At 62.3% G+C, this 14,846-nt stretch carries 18 protein-coding genes; 10 read left to right on the top strand and 8 right to left on the bottom strand.

Annotated elements, in window-relative coordinates:
- Nucleotides 1–131: 131 nt before the first annotated feature.
- A complete protein-coding gene (locus BLU75_RS07945) occupies nucleotides 132–1,058 on the bottom strand; it encodes a DMT family transporter (protein ID WP_084377956.1) in 927 nt (308 codons plus the stop codon).
- Between the two features lie 92 nt (nucleotides 1,059–1,150).
- On the opposite strand from BLU75_RS07945, the gene BLU75_RS07950 reads away from it, so the two are divergent.
- Nucleotides 1,151–1,714, top strand: coding sequence for a helix-turn-helix domain-containing protein (locus BLU75_RS07950; protein ID WP_084377955.1), 564 nt, complete (start codon nucleotides 1,151–1,153; stop codon nucleotides 1,712–1,714).
- Here BLU75_RS07950 and BLU75_RS07955 read toward each other — a convergent pair.
- The 4 genes from BLU75_RS07955 to BLU75_RS07970 all read right to left on the bottom strand — a co-directional run bounded on the left by BLU75_RS07955 (nucleotide 1,711) and on the right by BLU75_RS07970 (nucleotide 4,647).
- Nucleotides 1,711–2,097, bottom strand: a complete 387-nt coding sequence (locus BLU75_RS07955; RefSeq protein WP_084377954.1) for a cupin domain-containing protein — start codon at nucleotides 2,095–2,097, stop codon at nucleotides 1,711–1,713. The two genes, BLU75_RS07950 and BLU75_RS07955, sit on opposite strands and share 4 nt — an antisense overlap.
- A 96-nt stretch (nucleotides 2,098–2,193) precedes the next feature.
- Entirely contained in the window at nucleotides 2,194–3,537 is a 1,344-nt protein-coding gene (locus tag BLU75_RS07960; protein ID WP_084377953.1) for a HAMP domain-containing sensor histidine kinase, read from the bottom strand.
- On the bottom strand, nucleotides 3,534–4,253 hold the full coding sequence (locus BLU75_RS07965; RefSeq protein WP_084377952.1) for a response regulator transcription factor: 720 nt from the start codon (nucleotides 4,251–4,253) through the stop codon (nucleotides 3,534–3,536). Before BLU75_RS07965 ends, BLU75_RS07960 begins: the two co-directional genes overlap by 4 nt.
- Before the next feature lie 91 nt (nucleotides 4,254–4,344).
- Nucleotides 4,345–4,647 (bottom strand): hypothetical protein, encoded by a 303-nt coding sequence (locus BLU75_RS07970; RefSeq protein WP_084377951.1) that lies wholly within the window; start codon nucleotides 4,645–4,647, stop codon nucleotides 4,345–4,347.
- Nucleotides 4,648–4,878: 231 nt separating this feature from the next.
- Here BLU75_RS07970 and BLU75_RS07975 point away from each other — a divergent pair, with 231 nt between their 5' ends.
- From BLU75_RS07975 to BLU75_RS07985, 3 genes are read left to right on the top strand one after another with little or no spacing between them, the layout of a single operon-like run.
- Nucleotides 4,879–5,529 (top strand): secretin and TonB N-terminal domain-containing protein, encoded by a 651-nt coding sequence (locus BLU75_RS07975; RefSeq protein WP_084378068.1) that lies wholly within the window; start codon nucleotides 4,879–4,881, stop codon nucleotides 5,527–5,529.
- Nucleotides 5,526–6,071 (top strand): RNA polymerase sigma factor, encoded by a 546-nt coding sequence (locus tag BLU75_RS07980; RefSeq protein WP_084377950.1) that lies wholly within the window; start codon nucleotides 5,526–5,528, stop codon nucleotides 6,069–6,071. Before BLU75_RS07975 ends, BLU75_RS07980 begins: the two co-directional genes overlap by 4 nt.
- A 36-nt stretch (nucleotides 6,072–6,107) precedes the next feature.
- Nucleotides 6,108–7,034, top strand: a complete 927-nt coding sequence (locus BLU75_RS07985) for a FecR family protein (protein ID WP_084378067.1) — start codon at nucleotides 6,108–6,110, stop codon at nucleotides 7,032–7,034.
- A 49-nt stretch (nucleotides 7,035–7,083) separates the two neighbouring features.
- Here BLU75_RS07985 and BLU75_RS07990 read toward each other — a convergent pair whose 3' ends face one another.
- Nucleotides 7,084–7,692: a type II secretion system protein GspJ gene (locus BLU75_RS07990; RefSeq protein WP_084377949.1), complete on the bottom strand. Its 609-nt coding sequence runs from the start codon at nucleotides 7,690–7,692 to the stop codon at nucleotides 7,084–7,086.
- Nucleotides 7,689–8,150, bottom strand: a complete 462-nt coding sequence (gene gspH, locus BLU75_RS07995; protein WP_084377948.1) for a type II secretion system minor pseudopilin GspH — start codon at nucleotides 8,148–8,150, stop codon at nucleotides 7,689–7,691. Before gspH ends, BLU75_RS07990 begins: the two co-directional genes overlap by 4 nt.
- Before the next feature lie 87 nt (nucleotides 8,151–8,237).
- On the opposite strand from gspH, the gene BLU75_RS08000 reads away from it, so the two are divergent.
- Nucleotides 8,238–8,669: a type II secretion system protein N gene (locus tag BLU75_RS08000; RefSeq protein WP_084377947.1), complete on the top strand. Its 432-nt coding sequence runs from the start codon at nucleotides 8,238–8,240 to the stop codon at nucleotides 8,667–8,669.
- Here the strand turns inward: BLU75_RS08000 and gspI are convergent.
- Nucleotides 8,656–9,057, bottom strand: a complete 402-nt coding sequence (gene gspI, locus BLU75_RS08005; RefSeq protein WP_084377946.1) for a type II secretion system minor pseudopilin GspI — start codon at nucleotides 9,055–9,057, stop codon at nucleotides 8,656–8,658. The two genes, BLU75_RS08000 and gspI, sit on opposite strands and share 14 nt — an antisense overlap.
- A gap of 148 nt (nucleotides 9,058–9,205) precedes the next feature.
- Between gspI and gspG the strand changes: the two genes are divergently transcribed.
- From gspG to gspD, 5 genes are read left to right on the top strand one after another with little or no spacing between them, the layout of a single operon-like run.
- On the top strand, nucleotides 9,206–9,655 hold the full coding sequence (gene gspG / locus BLU75_RS08010; RefSeq protein ID WP_084377945.1) for a type II secretion system major pseudopilin GspG: 450 nt from the start codon (nucleotides 9,206–9,208) through the stop codon (nucleotides 9,653–9,655).
- A gap of 8 nt (nucleotides 9,656–9,663) precedes the next feature.
- The gene (gene gspK, locus BLU75_RS08015) at nucleotides 9,664–10,620 is read left to right on the top strand and encodes a type II secretion system minor pseudopilin GspK (RefSeq protein WP_157720756.1); all 957 of its coding nucleotides are present in this window, start codon (nucleotides 9,664–9,666) and stop codon (nucleotides 10,618–10,620) included.
- Entirely contained in the window at nucleotides 10,617–11,756 is a 1,140-nt protein-coding gene (gene gspL / locus BLU75_RS08020) for a type II secretion system protein GspL (protein WP_084377944.1), read from the top strand. The genes gspK and gspL overlap by 4 nt, the downstream gene beginning before the upstream one ends.
- Entirely contained in the window at nucleotides 11,749–12,291 is a 543-nt protein-coding gene (gene gspM / locus BLU75_RS08025) for a type II secretion system protein GspM (protein WP_084377943.1), read from the top strand. Before gspL ends, gspM begins: the two co-directional genes overlap by 8 nt.
- A complete protein-coding gene (gene gspD / locus BLU75_RS08030) occupies nucleotides 12,288–14,615 on the top strand; it encodes a type II secretion system secretin GspD (protein ID WP_084377942.1) in 2,328 nt (775 codons plus the stop codon). The genes gspM and gspD overlap by 4 nt, the downstream gene beginning before the upstream one ends.
- Nucleotides 14,616–14,846: the final 231 nt, after the last annotated feature.

Here is a 14,846-nt window from a genome sequence, read left to right on the forward strand (position 1 = left end):
GCATCATACGTGCCGGATTGATGATTACCAAACGGCAACCTGTGGCAGGATCCTACAAAGTAAGTCGAAGATTCGCATATGAGACTGTAGAAACGAGGTGTTCCCCTTGCACCTGCACGAGGAATTAGGCGTCAGCCCTGACGCTCTTGTTCCAATTTATTTTCCAGCGAGACGGCTTTCTGCCCACGAGTCTTGATCTCACTGACAATCACCGCCAGCACAATCAGCGCCGCTCCGAGCATGGCAAAGGGTGGAAATCGCTCGCCGGCAATACGCCCGATGACCCCGGCCCACACCGGCTCACCGGCATAGATCAGGGTCGCGCGGGTAGGGGAGACGCTTTTCTGAGCCCAGTTCATCGCCAATTGAATCACCGCACTGCTCATCCCGAGCCCCACGGCGGTGAACAGCAGCAACCAGGAAAACCCCGGCAGCGCCTCGCCCATGGGCACCACCATCAGGAACGACAACAGTGACGCCGTGCTCAGTTGCACCAAAGTCACACGGCGGATATCTACGTGTCCGGCGTACGCGCTGATCAGAATTATCTCGGCGGCAATCGCAATCGCGCCGATCAATGTGGCGATTTCGCCAGGGCTGAAATTCAGCGCTGCCCCGGCGGGTCCGGTCAACAACATGAGGCCGGCGAACGCCAGCATGATGCCGATGCTCGGCATCAAGCCCGGACGCCGCCCCAGCACCACCCACTGCAACAGCGGTACGAAAGGCACGTAGAGCGCGGTAATAAATGCCGACTGGCTGCTGAGAATTGTCTGCAGGCCAATCGTTTGCAAACCATAGCCAAACATGATCGCCGTGCCGATAAAGCAGCCGGCCTTCAGCTCGAGCAGGGTCAGGTTGCGCAACGTGCGTAGGGAAAGCAGGCCCACCACCAACGCCGCCGCTGCAAAACGCAGACCGACAAAAAACATCGGTCCGCTGACAGTCATGGCGTGTTGCACCAGAATAAAGGTGCCGCCCCATATCATGGTGATCAGCACCAGCACGCATTCGGCTTTACTGAAGCGTGAGAAAAACGAGGTGTTGGAGGTTGTCATGGCGGCTCTGGTCTTGCACGGGGAAGGCGCGGAACGCACAATGCGCCGCAGCTGGGCAGTATACTGCGCAAACCCACCGAGTGAGCAATATAGTGCACAAAGAAAATCCGCACCGGGCTTCCGTCCTGCAGCATGTCAGTCAAAACGTTCGCCGCTTGCGCCACGCCGCCGGGTTGAGCCAGACCGCCCTGTCTGAAACGTCTGGCGTCAGTCGGCGGATGTTGGTGGCGATCGAGGCGGGCGAAAAGAATGTCAGCCTGTCGACCCTTGATCGTGTGGCCGAAGCCCTGGACGTGGCTTTCAGTGACTTGATCCAGGCCCCGGACATCCTCGACCATAGTCGCATCAACGAGTTGGCGTGGGCGGGCGAGATTGCGGGGAGCAAGGCCGTCTTGCTGGCCAAGGCCACCGCCCGACGCGAAGTCGAGTTGTGGGAGTGGCGCTTGGAGCCCGGCGACCGCTATTGCCCGGACCCCGACCCGGAAAGTTGGAGCGTGCAGTTGTTTGTCTTCGAAGGCTGCTTGACGCTGGTGGTGGGGGAGGCCGAAACGCTTGTCGGTAGCGGCGAGTTCTTCATGTTCGCCAGCCACCTGCCCCACGTCTATCGCAACGAGGGCGACGTGGCCGTACGCTTTGTGCGCAATGTGGTGATCTAGATCCACACATCGTTGCGCATGGTCCGTTCTCCGCCTTGATCGCCGGTGTTCAGCACGCCGCAAGGCTCCACCAGCAACAACCTGACGGGTGTTTCGGCGTAGGGCTTGTGCTCCACCCCTTTGGGCACCACGAACATCTCGCCTTCGTTAAGCGTCACGGCACCGTCACGAAAATCAATGCGCAGCGTGCCGCCCAGGACGATAAACGTTTCATCGGTATCGGCGTGGCTGTGCCAGATAAAGTCGCCCTCGATCTTTACCACCTTGAATTGGTAGTCGTTCATCTGAGCGATGACTTTGGGTGTCCACTGTTCGCTGAACAGCGCGTACTTCTGTACGAAGTTGATAGCGGTGTAGCGCGAGGAAATCGTTTCTTCAGGCATTGCAGGTACTCACAGGTTCATAGGTCCAAGCCTGACGTTAAGCGCAATCTGGCGGCGGGTATTGCATGATCGTGCAGCGCCTGTAAGCGTCAATGTCTACCCCGCAAACACCTTGAGCCGCAGATTCAGGCGCAGGCCAGGGTGGGCGTTTTCTGCCCACACTTGGCCACCTTGCAAGTGCACGATGCTGCGCGCGATTGACAGGCCGAGGCCGTAACCGTCTCCGCCAGGTCGTGCGATGTTGAGCCGGGTGAACGGCAGGAAGATCTGTTCCAGTTGCTCGGCTGCGATCCCTGGCCCCTGGTCTTCAATGCGCAGGTGCCAGTATTCGCCGTCGCGGGAGCCGGACAAGCACACCACACCGTCTTCCGGTGAGTGCCGGATCGCATTGCGCAGGATATTTTCCAGGGCCTGGGCCAGGCCATTGAGGTTGCCGAGCACACGGCAGTTGACCGGCAATTGGCAGGGCAGGCGCTCGGGTGACCAGCCGCTTTCAAAGCATGCGTCTTCACGCAACAGGTCCCACAGGGATTCCATTTCCACCGCTTCAACCGGCAGCGTCGGGCGTTCGGTGTCCAGCCACACCAGTTCCAGGGTGCTGCCGATCAGCCGTTCCATGCCTTGCACTTCGCGCTCCAGGCGTTGGCGCAAGGCCACCGCGTCAGGCTCGCGTTCGCCGGCTACCCGCAGCCGGCTCAAGGGTGTGCGCAGTTCATGGGACAAGTCGCGCAGCAAACGGCGTTGCAGCGCCACGGTGCTTTCCAGGCGTTCGGCCATATGGTCGAAGGCCCGGCCCAACTCACCCAGTTCGTCACCGCGCCGGGTCACGCCGGGGCCCACTCGCGAGGCCAGGTCGCCCGCGCTCAAGGCGTTGGCCTGGCGCCGCAGGATCACCAGCGGCGAGATCAACACCCGGTACAGCAGCGTGCCAAATAACAGGGCCAGGAGCGCTAGCAATACCTGCTGCAGCAAAAGGTTCCACAGCCCCAGGTGCCGGCGGGGGTCGAGGTGCATCGGCAGTTCCATCACCAGGCGCGATGTGTCGTCGCTGAACGGCACATACAGAGTGGGCCGGCTACCGGGTCGTCCCAGCCATCCAGTGATCTCGCGCACGAAATCCAGCTTGAGCCGTTCGGCGTCATTCAATGGCACGGAGGACACTGATGCGTGCCGTTCGTTGACCACCACGGCCCAGACCTGCTCGCGTTCGCGCAAGACCCGCAGGAACTCATCGACGCCCGCGGCGCCGTGTTCACGCCAGGCCGCTTCAGCCTGTTGCGCGTAATCCAGCAGGATTTGCCGGGACGGCGCCGGCAAGTGCGCCGTGGCGTGATAAAGACGCTGGCTCAGGTCCACTTGCAAACTGACCACCAGCAGGCAAAACACCGCCAGTACGCCCGTCAGTTTCCACAGTAACGAGTGCCGATTGGGCAGCTTCATGGCGCCAGCCGCGTCAACATGTAGCCGGTACTCCTGACCGTCTCCACACGCCCGGCGGTGTAGCCGATGGCGTGCAACTTGCGCCGAATACGGCTGACATGCATGTCCAGGCTGCGATCATGCCGTGCATAGGCACGGTGCATGACTTGCTGATAAAGGAAGGCCTTGCTCAACACTTCGTCGACATGCGCGACCAGGGTTTCCAATATCCGATATTCGGTGGTGGTCAGGTCGGCCCATTCGCCCTCCAGGCTGACATCGGCCCGTTGCTGGTCAAATGCCAGTTGTGGATCCGCATGGCTGGCGGTGTCTGGCGTTGCATGTTCGTAGGCCACGCGACGCAGGATGGCATCGATGCGCACATCCATTTCAAGCATGCTGAACGGCTTGGGCAGGTAATCATCGGCGCCCTGGCTGAAGCCGGTGATGCGATCCTGCTCGGCACCCAGCGCCGACATGAGAATCACGGGCACGCGTTGATGGCGACGCAGTTGTGCGAGCACTTCCAGGCCGCTGCCGCCGGGCAGCATGATGTCCATGAGAATCAGGTCAAAGGTGTTGCAGCGCACCAGGTCGGCGATTTCGCCAGCATGCTGGCGCAAGGTGACCTCGAAACCCCGCTGGCCGAGGTGGTTGTGCAAATGAGCGGCGAGCACTGGATCATCCTCGACAGCCAGAATGCGTCGTGGAGCGGCGGAGGAGTGGAGGGCGTGCATGGGGACTTCCTGCGAATGCGAATGTTTCCAAGTTGTGCATTCTGGCAAAAGTCCCGGCATATTCCTATTGGTTGCGGTTTATTGCCCTACGTCATGGCCGTTGCGGCTTGACTGAACTCCCGAACGTATTGCCCATCCGCACGCTGGTCGCAGCCGGGGTCGACAGCCCGATCTGGTGTGGCGCTCGCTTGTGCACCTCGATCTTCTGCGCTTCACGGTTTTTCTGCGTGGCCTTTGCCCCCTGCGGGTTATTGCCCATTTGCTGGCTCAGACAGGCATAGTCCGGCGCCTTGTAGCCACCGACATTGGCTTCGACACAGCCGGCAGGCGCCTCCTCGGCGTGCACCACCAGCGGCAAGCCCAAACATATTAAAAAAACCGCAAAGCGTTTCATCAGGCCTCCTGGCGGGCCCGAAGAGAGGGCCGATATGAGCTTCAAGTCTAGCCCAGCGGAAGTGGCGAAAGCGTGATGTTTTTTTTGCCATCACCGTAACATCAGCTTCATAAACTGGCCTCAGGATGACGGTTTTCGCAGGACACGTCAGCCGTGCGGCAAAGCAAAGCAGGGGTCGAAGAGTGGGCCTGGAGGCGCACGCGCTGCTGCCTCGGCTTGCTGCTGGCCTGGATGGTGTCGGACCTGTCGTGGGCAGCCTCCGCGGCGCAAGCCGAGGAGCGGCCGATCCTCAGACTGGATTTACCCGCGCAGAATCTCGCGCCGGCACTGGAAGCTTTCAGTCGTGCAACCGGCATGGCGGTATTGGTTGACCGGGAGTTGACCCGGGACCGACGTTCGCTCGGGGTACACGGGCGCTACAGCGCCCAACAGGCCTTGAGCCTGTTACTCACAGGGAGTGGCCTGATGGCGCGTTATGCTCGCAGCGATGCATTCACCTTGCAGGTGCCTGAGGTCAGCCGACCGGTTGAGAACCGCGGGCTGACAGCCCGTGGCGCGGCGCGTATCAATCGCAGCTACGCGATGGTCTTGCAGCAAGCCATTGAATCAAGTTTGTGTGGTTCGCCGCTGACCCGCCCCGGCAGTTTTCGCGCGCTGGTGCAGGTCTGGATCAACCGCGACGGAGTGATCGAATACAGCCGCCTGGTCAGCTCCACCGGCGACGGACGGCGCGATGAGGCGCTGATACGCAGGCTGGGCGCTACCCGGGTGGGGCGTCCGGCACCCAGTTCGCTGCGTTCGCCGTTCACCTTGCTTTTAATCCGCGAGACCACAGGAAAAACCATGGAATGTACAGCGCGGAAAGGAGCTTCCAGGGCATGAAAAACAGCGGGTACAGTCCGATGGTCAGCTTGTTCCTGGCTTCCTACGAGGACTTCAAGGTGCGTCTGCGCAAGCGTCTGGGCTCCGAGGACCTGGCCAACGACGTGTTGCACGAAACCTATCTGCGGGTCGACCGCATGGACATCCCGCCGAACCTGCAACAACCCAATGCCTACCTGTATCGCATAGCCTTGAACATCGCTGCCGACCGGCGCCAGGCCGATGCCCGATTGTTGACCGGCAGCGAAATCGAAGAGCTGCTGCAAACCAGTGACGAAGCCCAGGATCCGTCGCGGGTGGTCGGCGGACAGAAAGAAATCCAATCCTTGCTTAAAGCGCTTTACGAACTGCCGGCGCGCCGGCGCAAGATCCTCATCGCGGCACGCCTGGAAGAGGCGCCACATCTGGAAATCAGCCAGCGGTTCGGCATTTCCACGCGTATGGTCGAGAAGGAAATCAAGGCGGCCTTGGGGTTCTGTGCTTTGCGTCTGGAAAGAAAAGTTATTCAGCGGTTCGGTCCCGGGGCCGGAAAACCGTCTTAGTGATGAGTCCCTGATAATCCGTGAGTACCCGTGCGCTTGAACATTTTTAGTTTCCCCACCGCCCCGGACACGCCCGACAGCCAATTGCGCTGCGAGGCGCGCGACTGGCTGGTGCTGCTGACCTCCGGCCAAGCCACAGTGGCCGATGCCAAAGCCTTGCGCGATTGGTGTGCGCAGAGCCCGGAACATGCCCGGGCGTTCGAACAGGCCAAGGCACTGTGGCACCAGTTGGCACCGGCGTCCGAGCAAATGCGCGCACCACGGCATTTTGGCCGACGCGCCTTGCTGGGCGGGGCGATTGCAGCCTCGGCGGCCTTGTTCGTCGTGCAGTTCTCGCTGCCGGGGGGCGTTGCCGGGCTAGGCGCCGACTACCACACTGACGTCGGAGAACAGCGTCGGGTCGAGCTGCGGGACGGTATCCGCCTGGAACTCAATACCCAGACCCGGATCAGCCGGAGCGAGCAGGGAATCGAATTGCTCGAAGGCGAGGTCGAAGTGCTGGCCCACACCGCTCAACCCCTCACGGTTCAGGCGGGCGCTGGCTGGTTAAGCGCGACCCAGGCGCGTTTCAATGTGCGCAATACCGATCACAGTGTGTGTGTGACATGCATTGAAGGATGGCTAGCGGTCGAGGTTGGTGGGCGGAGCGTGCGCCTGGACAGTGGTCGCCAACTGACCTATGACGCCGCGGGGCTGGGAACGCCGGTGGCGGTCGACACCCGATCGGTCATTGCCTGGCGTGATCAGGTGCTGGTGTTCAATAACGCGCCCCTCGAGACGGTGATCGATGAAATCAACCGCTATCGGCCGGGGATGTTGGTATTGCTTAACCGTGAACTGGGCAAGCGGCGGGTGCAGGCGCGGTTCAGTTTGCAGCAATTGGCGGGCGTGGCGTTGTTGATCCGTGACGCCTATGGCGCCAAATGCACCGAGCTGCCGGGTGGGGTGGTGTTGCTCAGCTAGTCGCGTTGAGCCTCAAAGATACGCAGCTTCGCTGGCCTCAGGCTTGACCTCAGTCCAGCGGCCCCAGCACCTGCCGATAATGTTCCACGCCCTGGGGCGTCTGGCGCACCAGGGTGATCTCCATCCCTGATGGGTTCTCCTGGCGATTGCCGCTCAACTGCCGCCAGCCTTTGTCTTTGTTCCAAACGCGGACCTGCAGATCACTGACGTGGGTAAGCACTGCGACCCCGTTGTTGGGCGCCGGCAGCGGATAGCGCTCCCGCGCTGGCGCAGCGGCGCGGTATAGGGTGTTGCCCTTGAGCCACCAGCGCACCCGTTGCAGGCCATCGCCGGAGATCGGCGCGCTGCGGATCAGCTCCAGACCAAAGCCCTTGCTGTCGGAGCTGCGCACGGTGACGGACGCCAGCGCGTCGGGTGGAGGCGGTTGATCCTCACTGGGCGGTGGCGCCAGTTCAACCCCCGCCCGCAGATTGACGTCGAGTTGCAACTGGTTGAGCGCGCGCAGCAGCGTTTCGGTCTGTTCGGTGCTGGCCTGCAAATGGGCGTCGGCACGCGTGACGCTGTCCAGGCCGCGCCAGGCAATCAGGCTAACGATTGCCATCAGCATGATTGCCACCATCACCTCGATCAGGGTAAAGCCTTGCTGTGAGTTGTTCATGGTCGACTCACTACCCGCAGCACACCGGCTGCATCACGTTGCACGCTGAGGCGGTACTGGCCGTCCGAGAGGACGACGCGCAGCGGCGGGTTGATCCATTCGGCATTCAGTCGCAGGGTTTGCCTGGGCTCGATACTCACTTGCATCGGCGTGTTTTCCCAGGCACGCGGGTGCAGTTGCGGGTCGCCGTTGAAGTCATCCACGCCCGCACCGACCTCGCTATTGCGGCTGAAGCGATAACCCTTGGCATCGGCGCGCCAGGTGATCGCACGGCCGTCGACGCGGGCCTCGGCCTGGGCTATTTGCAGCAGTTGGCCCAAGCGGTCGGCGTCCTTGCGCAAAAGATGCAGCGGGTCGGGCTTGATGCTGAGACTGATGGCTGCGCTGGCGATACCGATGATCAGCAGCACCACCATCAGCTCGATCAAGGTAAAGCCTTGCTGTGGTCGATGGGTCATGCTCGCTCCAAAAGGGTGAGCGGGTGAAATAAAACCGTGAGAATTGCCCTGTAGGCTGTCGGGACGGACAAACAGGAGGTCCCGCCCATGGCATTCACTGATCGCTTATCTCCCGCCCACGGCATCCAGGCCCTGGCGCTGTTGGCGGCGTTGGCCGGCGTTGTCGTCTGGACGCCGTTGTTGCTGACGTCCGCTGAATCCCATACCCCGCCGGTGGCGCCCCAGGCGCTGGCTGCGCGCAGTGAGAACCCGGCCCTGCAGTGGTTTTCCGATGCGCCGGCAGCCGTGCAAGTCAGGGTTTCCGGGGTGTTGGCCGGTGCCCGGGGGGCGGTGGCGATTCTCAGCCTCAACGACGGCCCGCCGCGCAGTTTTTTCGCCGGTGAGCGCCTCAGCCCCGGCGTACGCCTGGCGGCTATCGAGGGCGACGCGGTGGTGATCGAGCGCGGGGGCGAACAGGAACGGGTGCACCTGGACAAGTTGCCCGACGCACCGGTCTTGCCCATGCTCACTCGACCGTAGCCTGTTTGTCTGGCGATGGCGGACGCGCGACTAATGTCTCCAGCCGCGCCAAGGGCGGCGCCTCACGGGCGGCGTCCAGGACCCGTACGTTGACCTTGAACAAGCGCCCGTCCGCCGTTGCGTCAATCACTTGCTCACAGCGCAGTTTCAGCCGGCCCTGATCGCACTCGAAGGTTCTGCGTCCCGGTCTCAAGCGTCCGTCCAGACGCAGTTCCGCCAGGCGACTCTGCGCCGCCAGCAACGCCATCGACTTGTCTCGCAACAGGCCGTTGCTCTGGGTCATCAACCCAGCCACACGCACCGCTGCGGCCATGGCCACCGCGATAATCGCCAGGGCCACCAACACTTCGATCAGGGTAAAACCTTCGCTCTTGCGACGGCCGCGCATGGCGTCCTCGATAGCCGAAAACAGGCCCGCAGACTAACCTGCGGACTTGACCGATTGGCGACCAAAGCTCCCGAGGTTTTTCAATACGCCTGACATGTAGTCTTGCAACACTGCGCGACGAAAAGCACTCAAGCCAAGGAATGTCGAGATGGATATCGCGCACCGCAAGTCCCCGTCGCGTGGCCCTGCCGGCCAGCATGGCTTCACCTTGATCGAGATCATGGTGGTGGTGGTGATTCTCGGGATCCTCGCCGCGATGGTCGTGCCCAAGGTTCTCGACCGGCCGGATCAGGCGCGGGCTACCGCCGCCCGCCAAGACATCGGTGGATTGATGCAGGCGCTTAAGCTCTACCGTCTGGATCACGGCAGCTATCCGAACATGACCCAAGGGTTGAAGGTATTGGCAGAGCGCCCGGCCGACGCGAAAAACAGTAACTGGCGCGCCTACCTCGAACGCCTGCCCAACGACCCATGGGGCCGTCCTTATCACTACCTCCATCCCGGCGCCAACGGCGAGGTCGATGTGTTCTCCCTGGGCGCCGATGGCGAACCGGATGGCGACGGCGTCAACGCCGATATCGGCTCTTGGCAGTTGTAAGGCGCGGCATGAACAGGCATTCGCCGATGACGGCGAAGCAGCGCGGCATGGCGATTATCAGCGCCTTGCTGATTGCCGCCGTGGTGGCGGTGATAGCCGGCGCGATGCTTACCCGGCAAACCGTCTTCACCCGCACCCTGGAGGCCGAGCAACTGCGCATCCAGGGCAGTTGGTTGTTGCAGGGCGGACTGGAGGCCAGTCGTCAACTGTTGTGGGAGGCGCGACAGAAGGATGTGCTGACCCGGCTCGACCAGCCTTGGGCACGACCTTTTCACGGCGCTGTCGAAGGGCAACTGGCCGACGAGCAGGGTAAGTTCAATCTGCGCAATCTGATGAATCAACAGCTGCCGGACGCTACGCAGCTACAGAGCTTCCAGCGCCTGTGCCAGTTGATCGGCATCGATGCCAATGTCAGTCGTCGCATCAGCCAGCGCGTGATCGCCTCCTATGACCAGCGCACAGGGCCAGCGCTTGATGCCTCGCCAGACATCGATGTCAGCAGCACGCGTGTCACCTCGCCTGAGGCGGCTGCCGAGATACGCCCGGCCACGTATCCGATGTTGCGCAGCGTCGATGATCTGGCCGCCATCAAAGGCCTGGAACCGGACGCCTTGAGGCGTTTGGCGCAGTATGTCAGCGTGCTGCCCGGCAATACCTGGGTCAACGGCAATACCGCCAGTGCCGAAGTGCTCAGCGCGGTGGTGCCGGGGCTCAGCCTGTCCCAGGCCCAGGCCCTGGTGAACGAACGTAACAGCGGTCGCTGGTTCATCAATCGCGGGGATTTTGTCAACCGCCTGCGCATGCCACGGATATCGGTGGACACGGTGCAAGTCGGGATCACCAGTGAGTGGTTTCGCTGGCAGGGCCAGGCTCGCCACGAGCAACGTCGAGTCAGAGGCGACGCGCTGTTGCATCGCCCCGAAGACCGGCAACCGCGGATTATCTGGTGGCGGGTGGGCGCATGACACGCCTGCGGATTGCCTTGCCACCCTTGGAACAACTGAGCGTCGATAGCCTGGTGCAATTTGCCTGGCTGGACCGCGCCGGCCAGGTCAGTCGTGAAGGCCAGGCCAGTCTCGTAGCGTTGGGCCAGACCCATAAAACGTTGACGGCAGAATGCTTCCTGCACCCTCGGGACAGCCTGCTTGCCAGCCTGCAATTGCCGCAACTGTCCCCGGCCAAGGTCGCAGCCGCCGTGGCCTGTGCGGCCCAGGCGTTGATCCTTGGCCCGCTGGAGCAGATGCAAGTCGCCCACGGTCCCCGTGAAAGCGACGGCCAGGTCCAAGTAGGCTGGCTGGCTAAAATCCGCCTGGAACATTTGCAACGGGTCTTGGCCCAGGCGCATATCAATCTGCGCGGTCTGTATCCGGCGCCCTATGCTTTGCCCGTACCGCCTGCGGGGCGGTTGACGGCAGCCTGTGTCGAAGGGCATTTGTTGATCCGCCAAAGCCTGCAGCAGGCGGCGTTGCATCCTTTGGGCGAGCAAGCGTTGCAAGCGTTGCTGAGCGCCGGCACTGATCTGCTGCCGGTCGAAGTGGGCGCCCCTCAACATTGGCAGGGACCCGTGCCGAACTGGGGCTTGCACGCTCGGCTCAAGCGCACGGGCGCCGGCAGCGCCGGTTGGGGCCGCGCGCTGGGACTATCGGCAGTGGCCGTGGCGGTCTGGGCCCTGGGCCTGAACCTGTACGCCGCGCGTCAGGTCAACGAAGGCCAGCAGCTCAAGGCGCGGATGGTGGCTCAGGTCAAACAGGCATTTCCCGAATTGCCGGTGATCCTTAACCCGCTGCAGCAGGCTCGTCAACAATTGGCCGCTCGCCAAAGCGCCACCGCCGATGGCGGCCAGCGTTTCAGCAACCTGTTGCAACTGGCGGGCAGCAACATGCCGTTCATGGTCGGCAGCGTTGAAACCTTGAGTTTCGAACAAGGCCGTCTGCAGCTGAATCTGCTGGCAGACAGTCGCAGCCCGGCGGTCGAAGGCGAGTGGCAAACCGCGCTCGCCCAAGCCGGTTTCACGGCGCGTCATGATGCACAGAGCTGGACCCTCGAGCCGCTCACCGAGCCGGCCGACAGCACCTCGAATACGACGGCCGACGATGAGTAAGCGCGCCCTGGCCACGTATCAGCGGTTGCGGGACCAGTCTCGGGCGTTCTGGACGGGTTTGGCGGGGCGTGAAAGACGCCTGCTGGGCGGGGGCGGCGCGGTACTGGCGGGTCTGCTCGCATGGCTGCTGTTGATCGAGCCGGCCTTGAACAAAATCGACTACTGGGAGGCTGAAACACCGAAGCTGCGCACCCAGGCCGAGACGTTGCAGGTGCTGTTGCAGGACGTCAGCCCGGGCACGGGCGTGCGCACCGGGCAACGCCTTGAGACGGCGTTGCGTCAGGCGCTCGACAATGGCGGCCTGCAAGGCCGCTATCAGTTACACAGGGTGGAATCCGGCAGTTGGCGCCTGACCTTTGAGGCGGCCCCGGCAGATGCCGTGGTGAGCTGGTTGCTGGTCAACCCGCGTGCATTTTCCCTGGAGGTGTCCGAGGCGCGGTTGCAACGTGCCGGCGATGTCGTTGAAAACCCGGCTGGCAGCTTGTCCGGGACCGTTCGCATGGATCAGGCGCCTGGCGCTAAGGAAGCTTCATGAAGTGGTCATTCGCGCCCTCCGCGCCGTTTCGTTTAGTTGCACCCTTGCTGTGGCTGGCACTCAGTGCCTGCAGCAACACTCAGTCACCGACGCAGTTGCTGGTGGACAGTGAGCTCGGCCAGCCTTTGGCGGATACACGTCGCAGTGGCGATGCGCTGCTGGACCGGCAGCGTGAGGTCGTCCAACGGTCTCGGGTGCAGCACCCGGTGACCAGCAAGGCGCGCGGCCACGCCGGAACGCCTGCCAAAGCGCCCAACCTGTTAGGTGATCAGCCGGTGCAACTGAATTTCGTCGAGGCCGATATCCAGGCAGTGGTGCGTGCCTTGTCGCGTGCTACCGGTCAACAGTTTCTGGTGGACCCCAGGGTAAAAGGCAACTTGACCTTGGTCAGTGAAGGCCAGGTCCCGGCGCATCAAGCCTATGACATGTTGCTGGCGGCGCTACGCATGCAGGGCTTCAGCGTGGTGGATGTCGGTGGCGTCGCACAGGTGGTGCCGGAGGCGGATGCCAAATTGCTCGGTGGGCCGATCTACAACGCGGCCAACCCCAGCGGCAATGGCATGCAGACCCGCACCTTCCGCCTGCAATACGAAAATGCGGTGAACCTGATCCCGGTGCTGCGTCCGATTGTTTCACCCAACAACCCGATCAATGCCTACCCCGGCAACAACAGCATCGTTATCACCGACTATGCGGAAAACCTTGAGCGGGTAGCGCAGATCATCGATGGCATCGACACCCCCAGCGCCATCGACACCGATGTGGTGCCGGTGCAAAACGGCATTGCGGTGGACATCGCGGCGTTGGTTGCCGAGCTGTTGGAAACCCAAGGCGGCGATCAGACCCAGAAGATCAATGTGCTCGGCGATCCGCGCTCCAACTCGATCATCATCCGCGCCGGCAGCCCCGAGCGCACGGAGCTGGCGCGTAACCTGATCCACAAGCTCGACAACGCCCAGAGCAACCCTAGCAACATGCATGTGGTGTACTTGCGCAACGCCCAGGCCGGCAAGCTGGCCCAGTCGTTGCGGGGGTTGCTCACGGGCGAAAGCGAGAGCGGTGTCAGTGACAATGCGCGCTCCAAATTGAGCACCATGGGCGCGCCTGGCGCCGGCGCGCAAGGCGCCTCCCAAAACAGCAGTGGCACGCCCACCGGTAACGGCGTACAGCCCGCAGGATATGGCCAGGACAGCAACAGTGGTGCGAGCAATGCGAGCAACGACCAGGATACGGCCTTCAGCGCCGGTGGTGTGACCATCCAGGCGGACGCCACCACCAACACCTTGCTGATTTCCGCGCCGGAACCGCTGTATCGCAACCTGCGGGAAGTCATCGACATGCTTGACCAGCGTCGGGCCCAGGTGGTGATTGAAAGCCTGATCGTCGAAGTGGCGGAGGACGATGCCAGTGAGTTCGGTGTGCAGTGGCAGGCGGGTAATCTGGGTGGCAAGGGTGGTTTTGGCGGCGTCAACCTTGGTGGTAGCGGCCTGAATGCCGCGCCTGCCAGCAAGACCAGTATCGATGTGCTGCCCAAAGGCCTGAATATCGGCCTGGTGGATGGCACGGTAGACATTCCGGGCATCGGCAAGGTGCTGGACCTCAAGGTGCTGGCGCGGGCGTTGAAGAGCAAAGGCGGGACCAACGTCTTGTCCACGCCGAACCTGCTGACCCTGGACAACGAAGCCGCAAGCATTTTTGTCGGGCAGACCATTCCCTTCGTCACCGGCAGCTATGTGACAGGCGGCGGGGGCACCAGCAACAATCCATTCCAGACGGTGCAGCGTGAAGAAGTCGGGCTCAAGCTCAACGTGCGCCCGCAGATTTCCGAGGGCGGCACAGTGAAGCTGGATATTTACCAGGAGGTCAGCAGCGTCGATGCGCGGGCTTCGGGAGATGCGGGAACGGTGACCAACAAGCGGGCAATTGATACCAGCATCCTGCTGGATGATGGGCAGATCATGGTGCTGGGCGGGCTGTTGCAGGACGGTTACACCCAGAGCAATGACGCGGTGCCGTGGTTGTCGGATATTCCGGGGTTGGGGGCGTTGTTCAGGAATGAGGCGCGCAGTGTGAGCAAGACTAACCTGATGGTGTTTCTGCGGCCTTACATCATCCGCGACAGTGAGGCAGGGCGCAGTATTACGCTTAATCGCTATGACTTTATGCGCCGCGCCCAGGGTGGACTGCAACCGGAGCGCAGCTGGGCGATGCCGGATGTGCAGGCGCCGCAGCTGCCTTCGGTGGAAAAGGCGATTCCCGGGACGGGCCAGATGCCGAGGGCGGTGATTCGGGCGGTGCCGGTGCAGGGGAGTGGGGCGCAGTGAGTTGCGGCGATGAACATAGCCGTTGCTGTGGGGCACAGCCGTCTTCTGTAGGCGCGAGCTGGCTCGCGAAAAACTTGAGAACGCCTCGGAGTGCCAGATTTTTCGCGTCATCGTTAACGATCTTCGCGAGCAAGCTCGCTCCTACAGGAGGGGGAATGCGATCGCGAAAAATAGATCGACTGTCAGGCCGCCTCGCTTTTGAGGTTGAACTCAAGCGCCCCGTTCAACAAA

The sequence above is a fragment of the Pseudomonas mucidolens genome (genome assembly GCF_900106045.1).
Lineage (GTDB): Bacteria > Pseudomonadota > Gammaproteobacteria > Pseudomonadales > Pseudomonadaceae > Aquipseudomonas > Aquipseudomonas mucidolens.

What these genes read in the sequence shown, in the direction of transcription:
- gspH (WP_084377948.1), bottom strand. Translation starts at nt 8,150, where the DNA reads ATGACCCATCGACCACAGCAAGGCTTTACCTTGATCGAGCTGATGGTG.
- BLU75_RS07960 (WP_084377953.1), bottom strand. Translation starts at nt 3,537, where the DNA reads ATGAAGCTGCCCAATCGGCACTCGTTACTGTGGAAACTGACGGGCGTA.
- gspM (WP_084377943.1), top strand. Translation starts at nt 11,749, where the DNA reads ATGAGTAAGCGCGCCCTGGCCACGTATCAGCGGTTGCGGGACCAGTCT.
- gspL (WP_084377944.1), top strand. Translation starts at nt 10,617, where the DNA reads ATGACACGCCTGCGGATTGCCTTGCCACCCTTGGAACAACTGAGCGTC.
- BLU75_RS07975 (WP_084378068.1), top strand. Translation starts at nt 4,879, where the DNA reads ATGGTGTCGGACCTGTCGTGGGCAGCCTCCGCGGCGCAAGCCGAGGAG.
- BLU75_RS07965 (WP_084377952.1), bottom strand. Translation starts at nt 4,253, where the DNA reads ATGCACGCCCTCCACTCCTCCGCCGCTCCACGACGCATTCTGGCTGTC.
- BLU75_RS08000 (WP_084377947.1), top strand. Translation starts at nt 8,238, where the DNA reads ATGGCATTCACTGATCGCTTATCTCCCGCCCACGGCATCCAGGCCCTG.
- gspD (WP_084377942.1), top strand. Translation starts at nt 12,288, where the DNA reads ATGAAGTGGTCATTCGCGCCCTCCGCGCCGTTTCGTTTAGTTGCACCC.
- BLU75_RS07980 (WP_084377950.1), top strand. Translation starts at nt 5,526, where the DNA reads ATGAAAAACAGCGGGTACAGTCCGATGGTCAGCTTGTTCCTGGCTTCC.
- gspG (WP_084377945.1), top strand. Translation starts at nt 9,206, where the DNA reads ATGGATATCGCGCACCGCAAGTCCCCGTCGCGTGGCCCTGCCGGCCAG.
- BLU75_RS07970 (WP_084377951.1), bottom strand. Translation starts at nt 4,647, where the DNA reads ATGAAACGCTTTGCGGTTTTTTTAATATGTTTGGGCTTGCCGCTGGTG.
- BLU75_RS07990 (WP_084377949.1), bottom strand. Translation starts at nt 7,692, where the DNA reads ATGAACAACTCACAGCAAGGCTTTACCCTGATCGAGGTGATGGTGGCA.
- BLU75_RS07955 (WP_084377954.1), bottom strand. Translation starts at nt 2,097, where the DNA reads ATGCCTGAAGAAACGATTTCCTCGCGCTACACCGCTATCAACTTCGTA.
- BLU75_RS07945 (WP_084377956.1), bottom strand. Translation starts at nt 1,058, where the DNA reads ATGACAACCTCCAACACCTCGTTTTTCTCACGCTTCAGTAAAGCCGAA.
- gspK (WP_157720756.1), top strand. Translation starts at nt 9,664, where the DNA reads ATGAACAGGCATTCGCCGATGACGGCGAAGCAGCGCGGCATGGCGATT.
- gspI (WP_084377946.1), bottom strand. Translation starts at nt 9,057, where the DNA reads ATGCGCGGCCGTCGCAAGAGCGAAGGTTTTACCCTGATCGAAGTGTTG.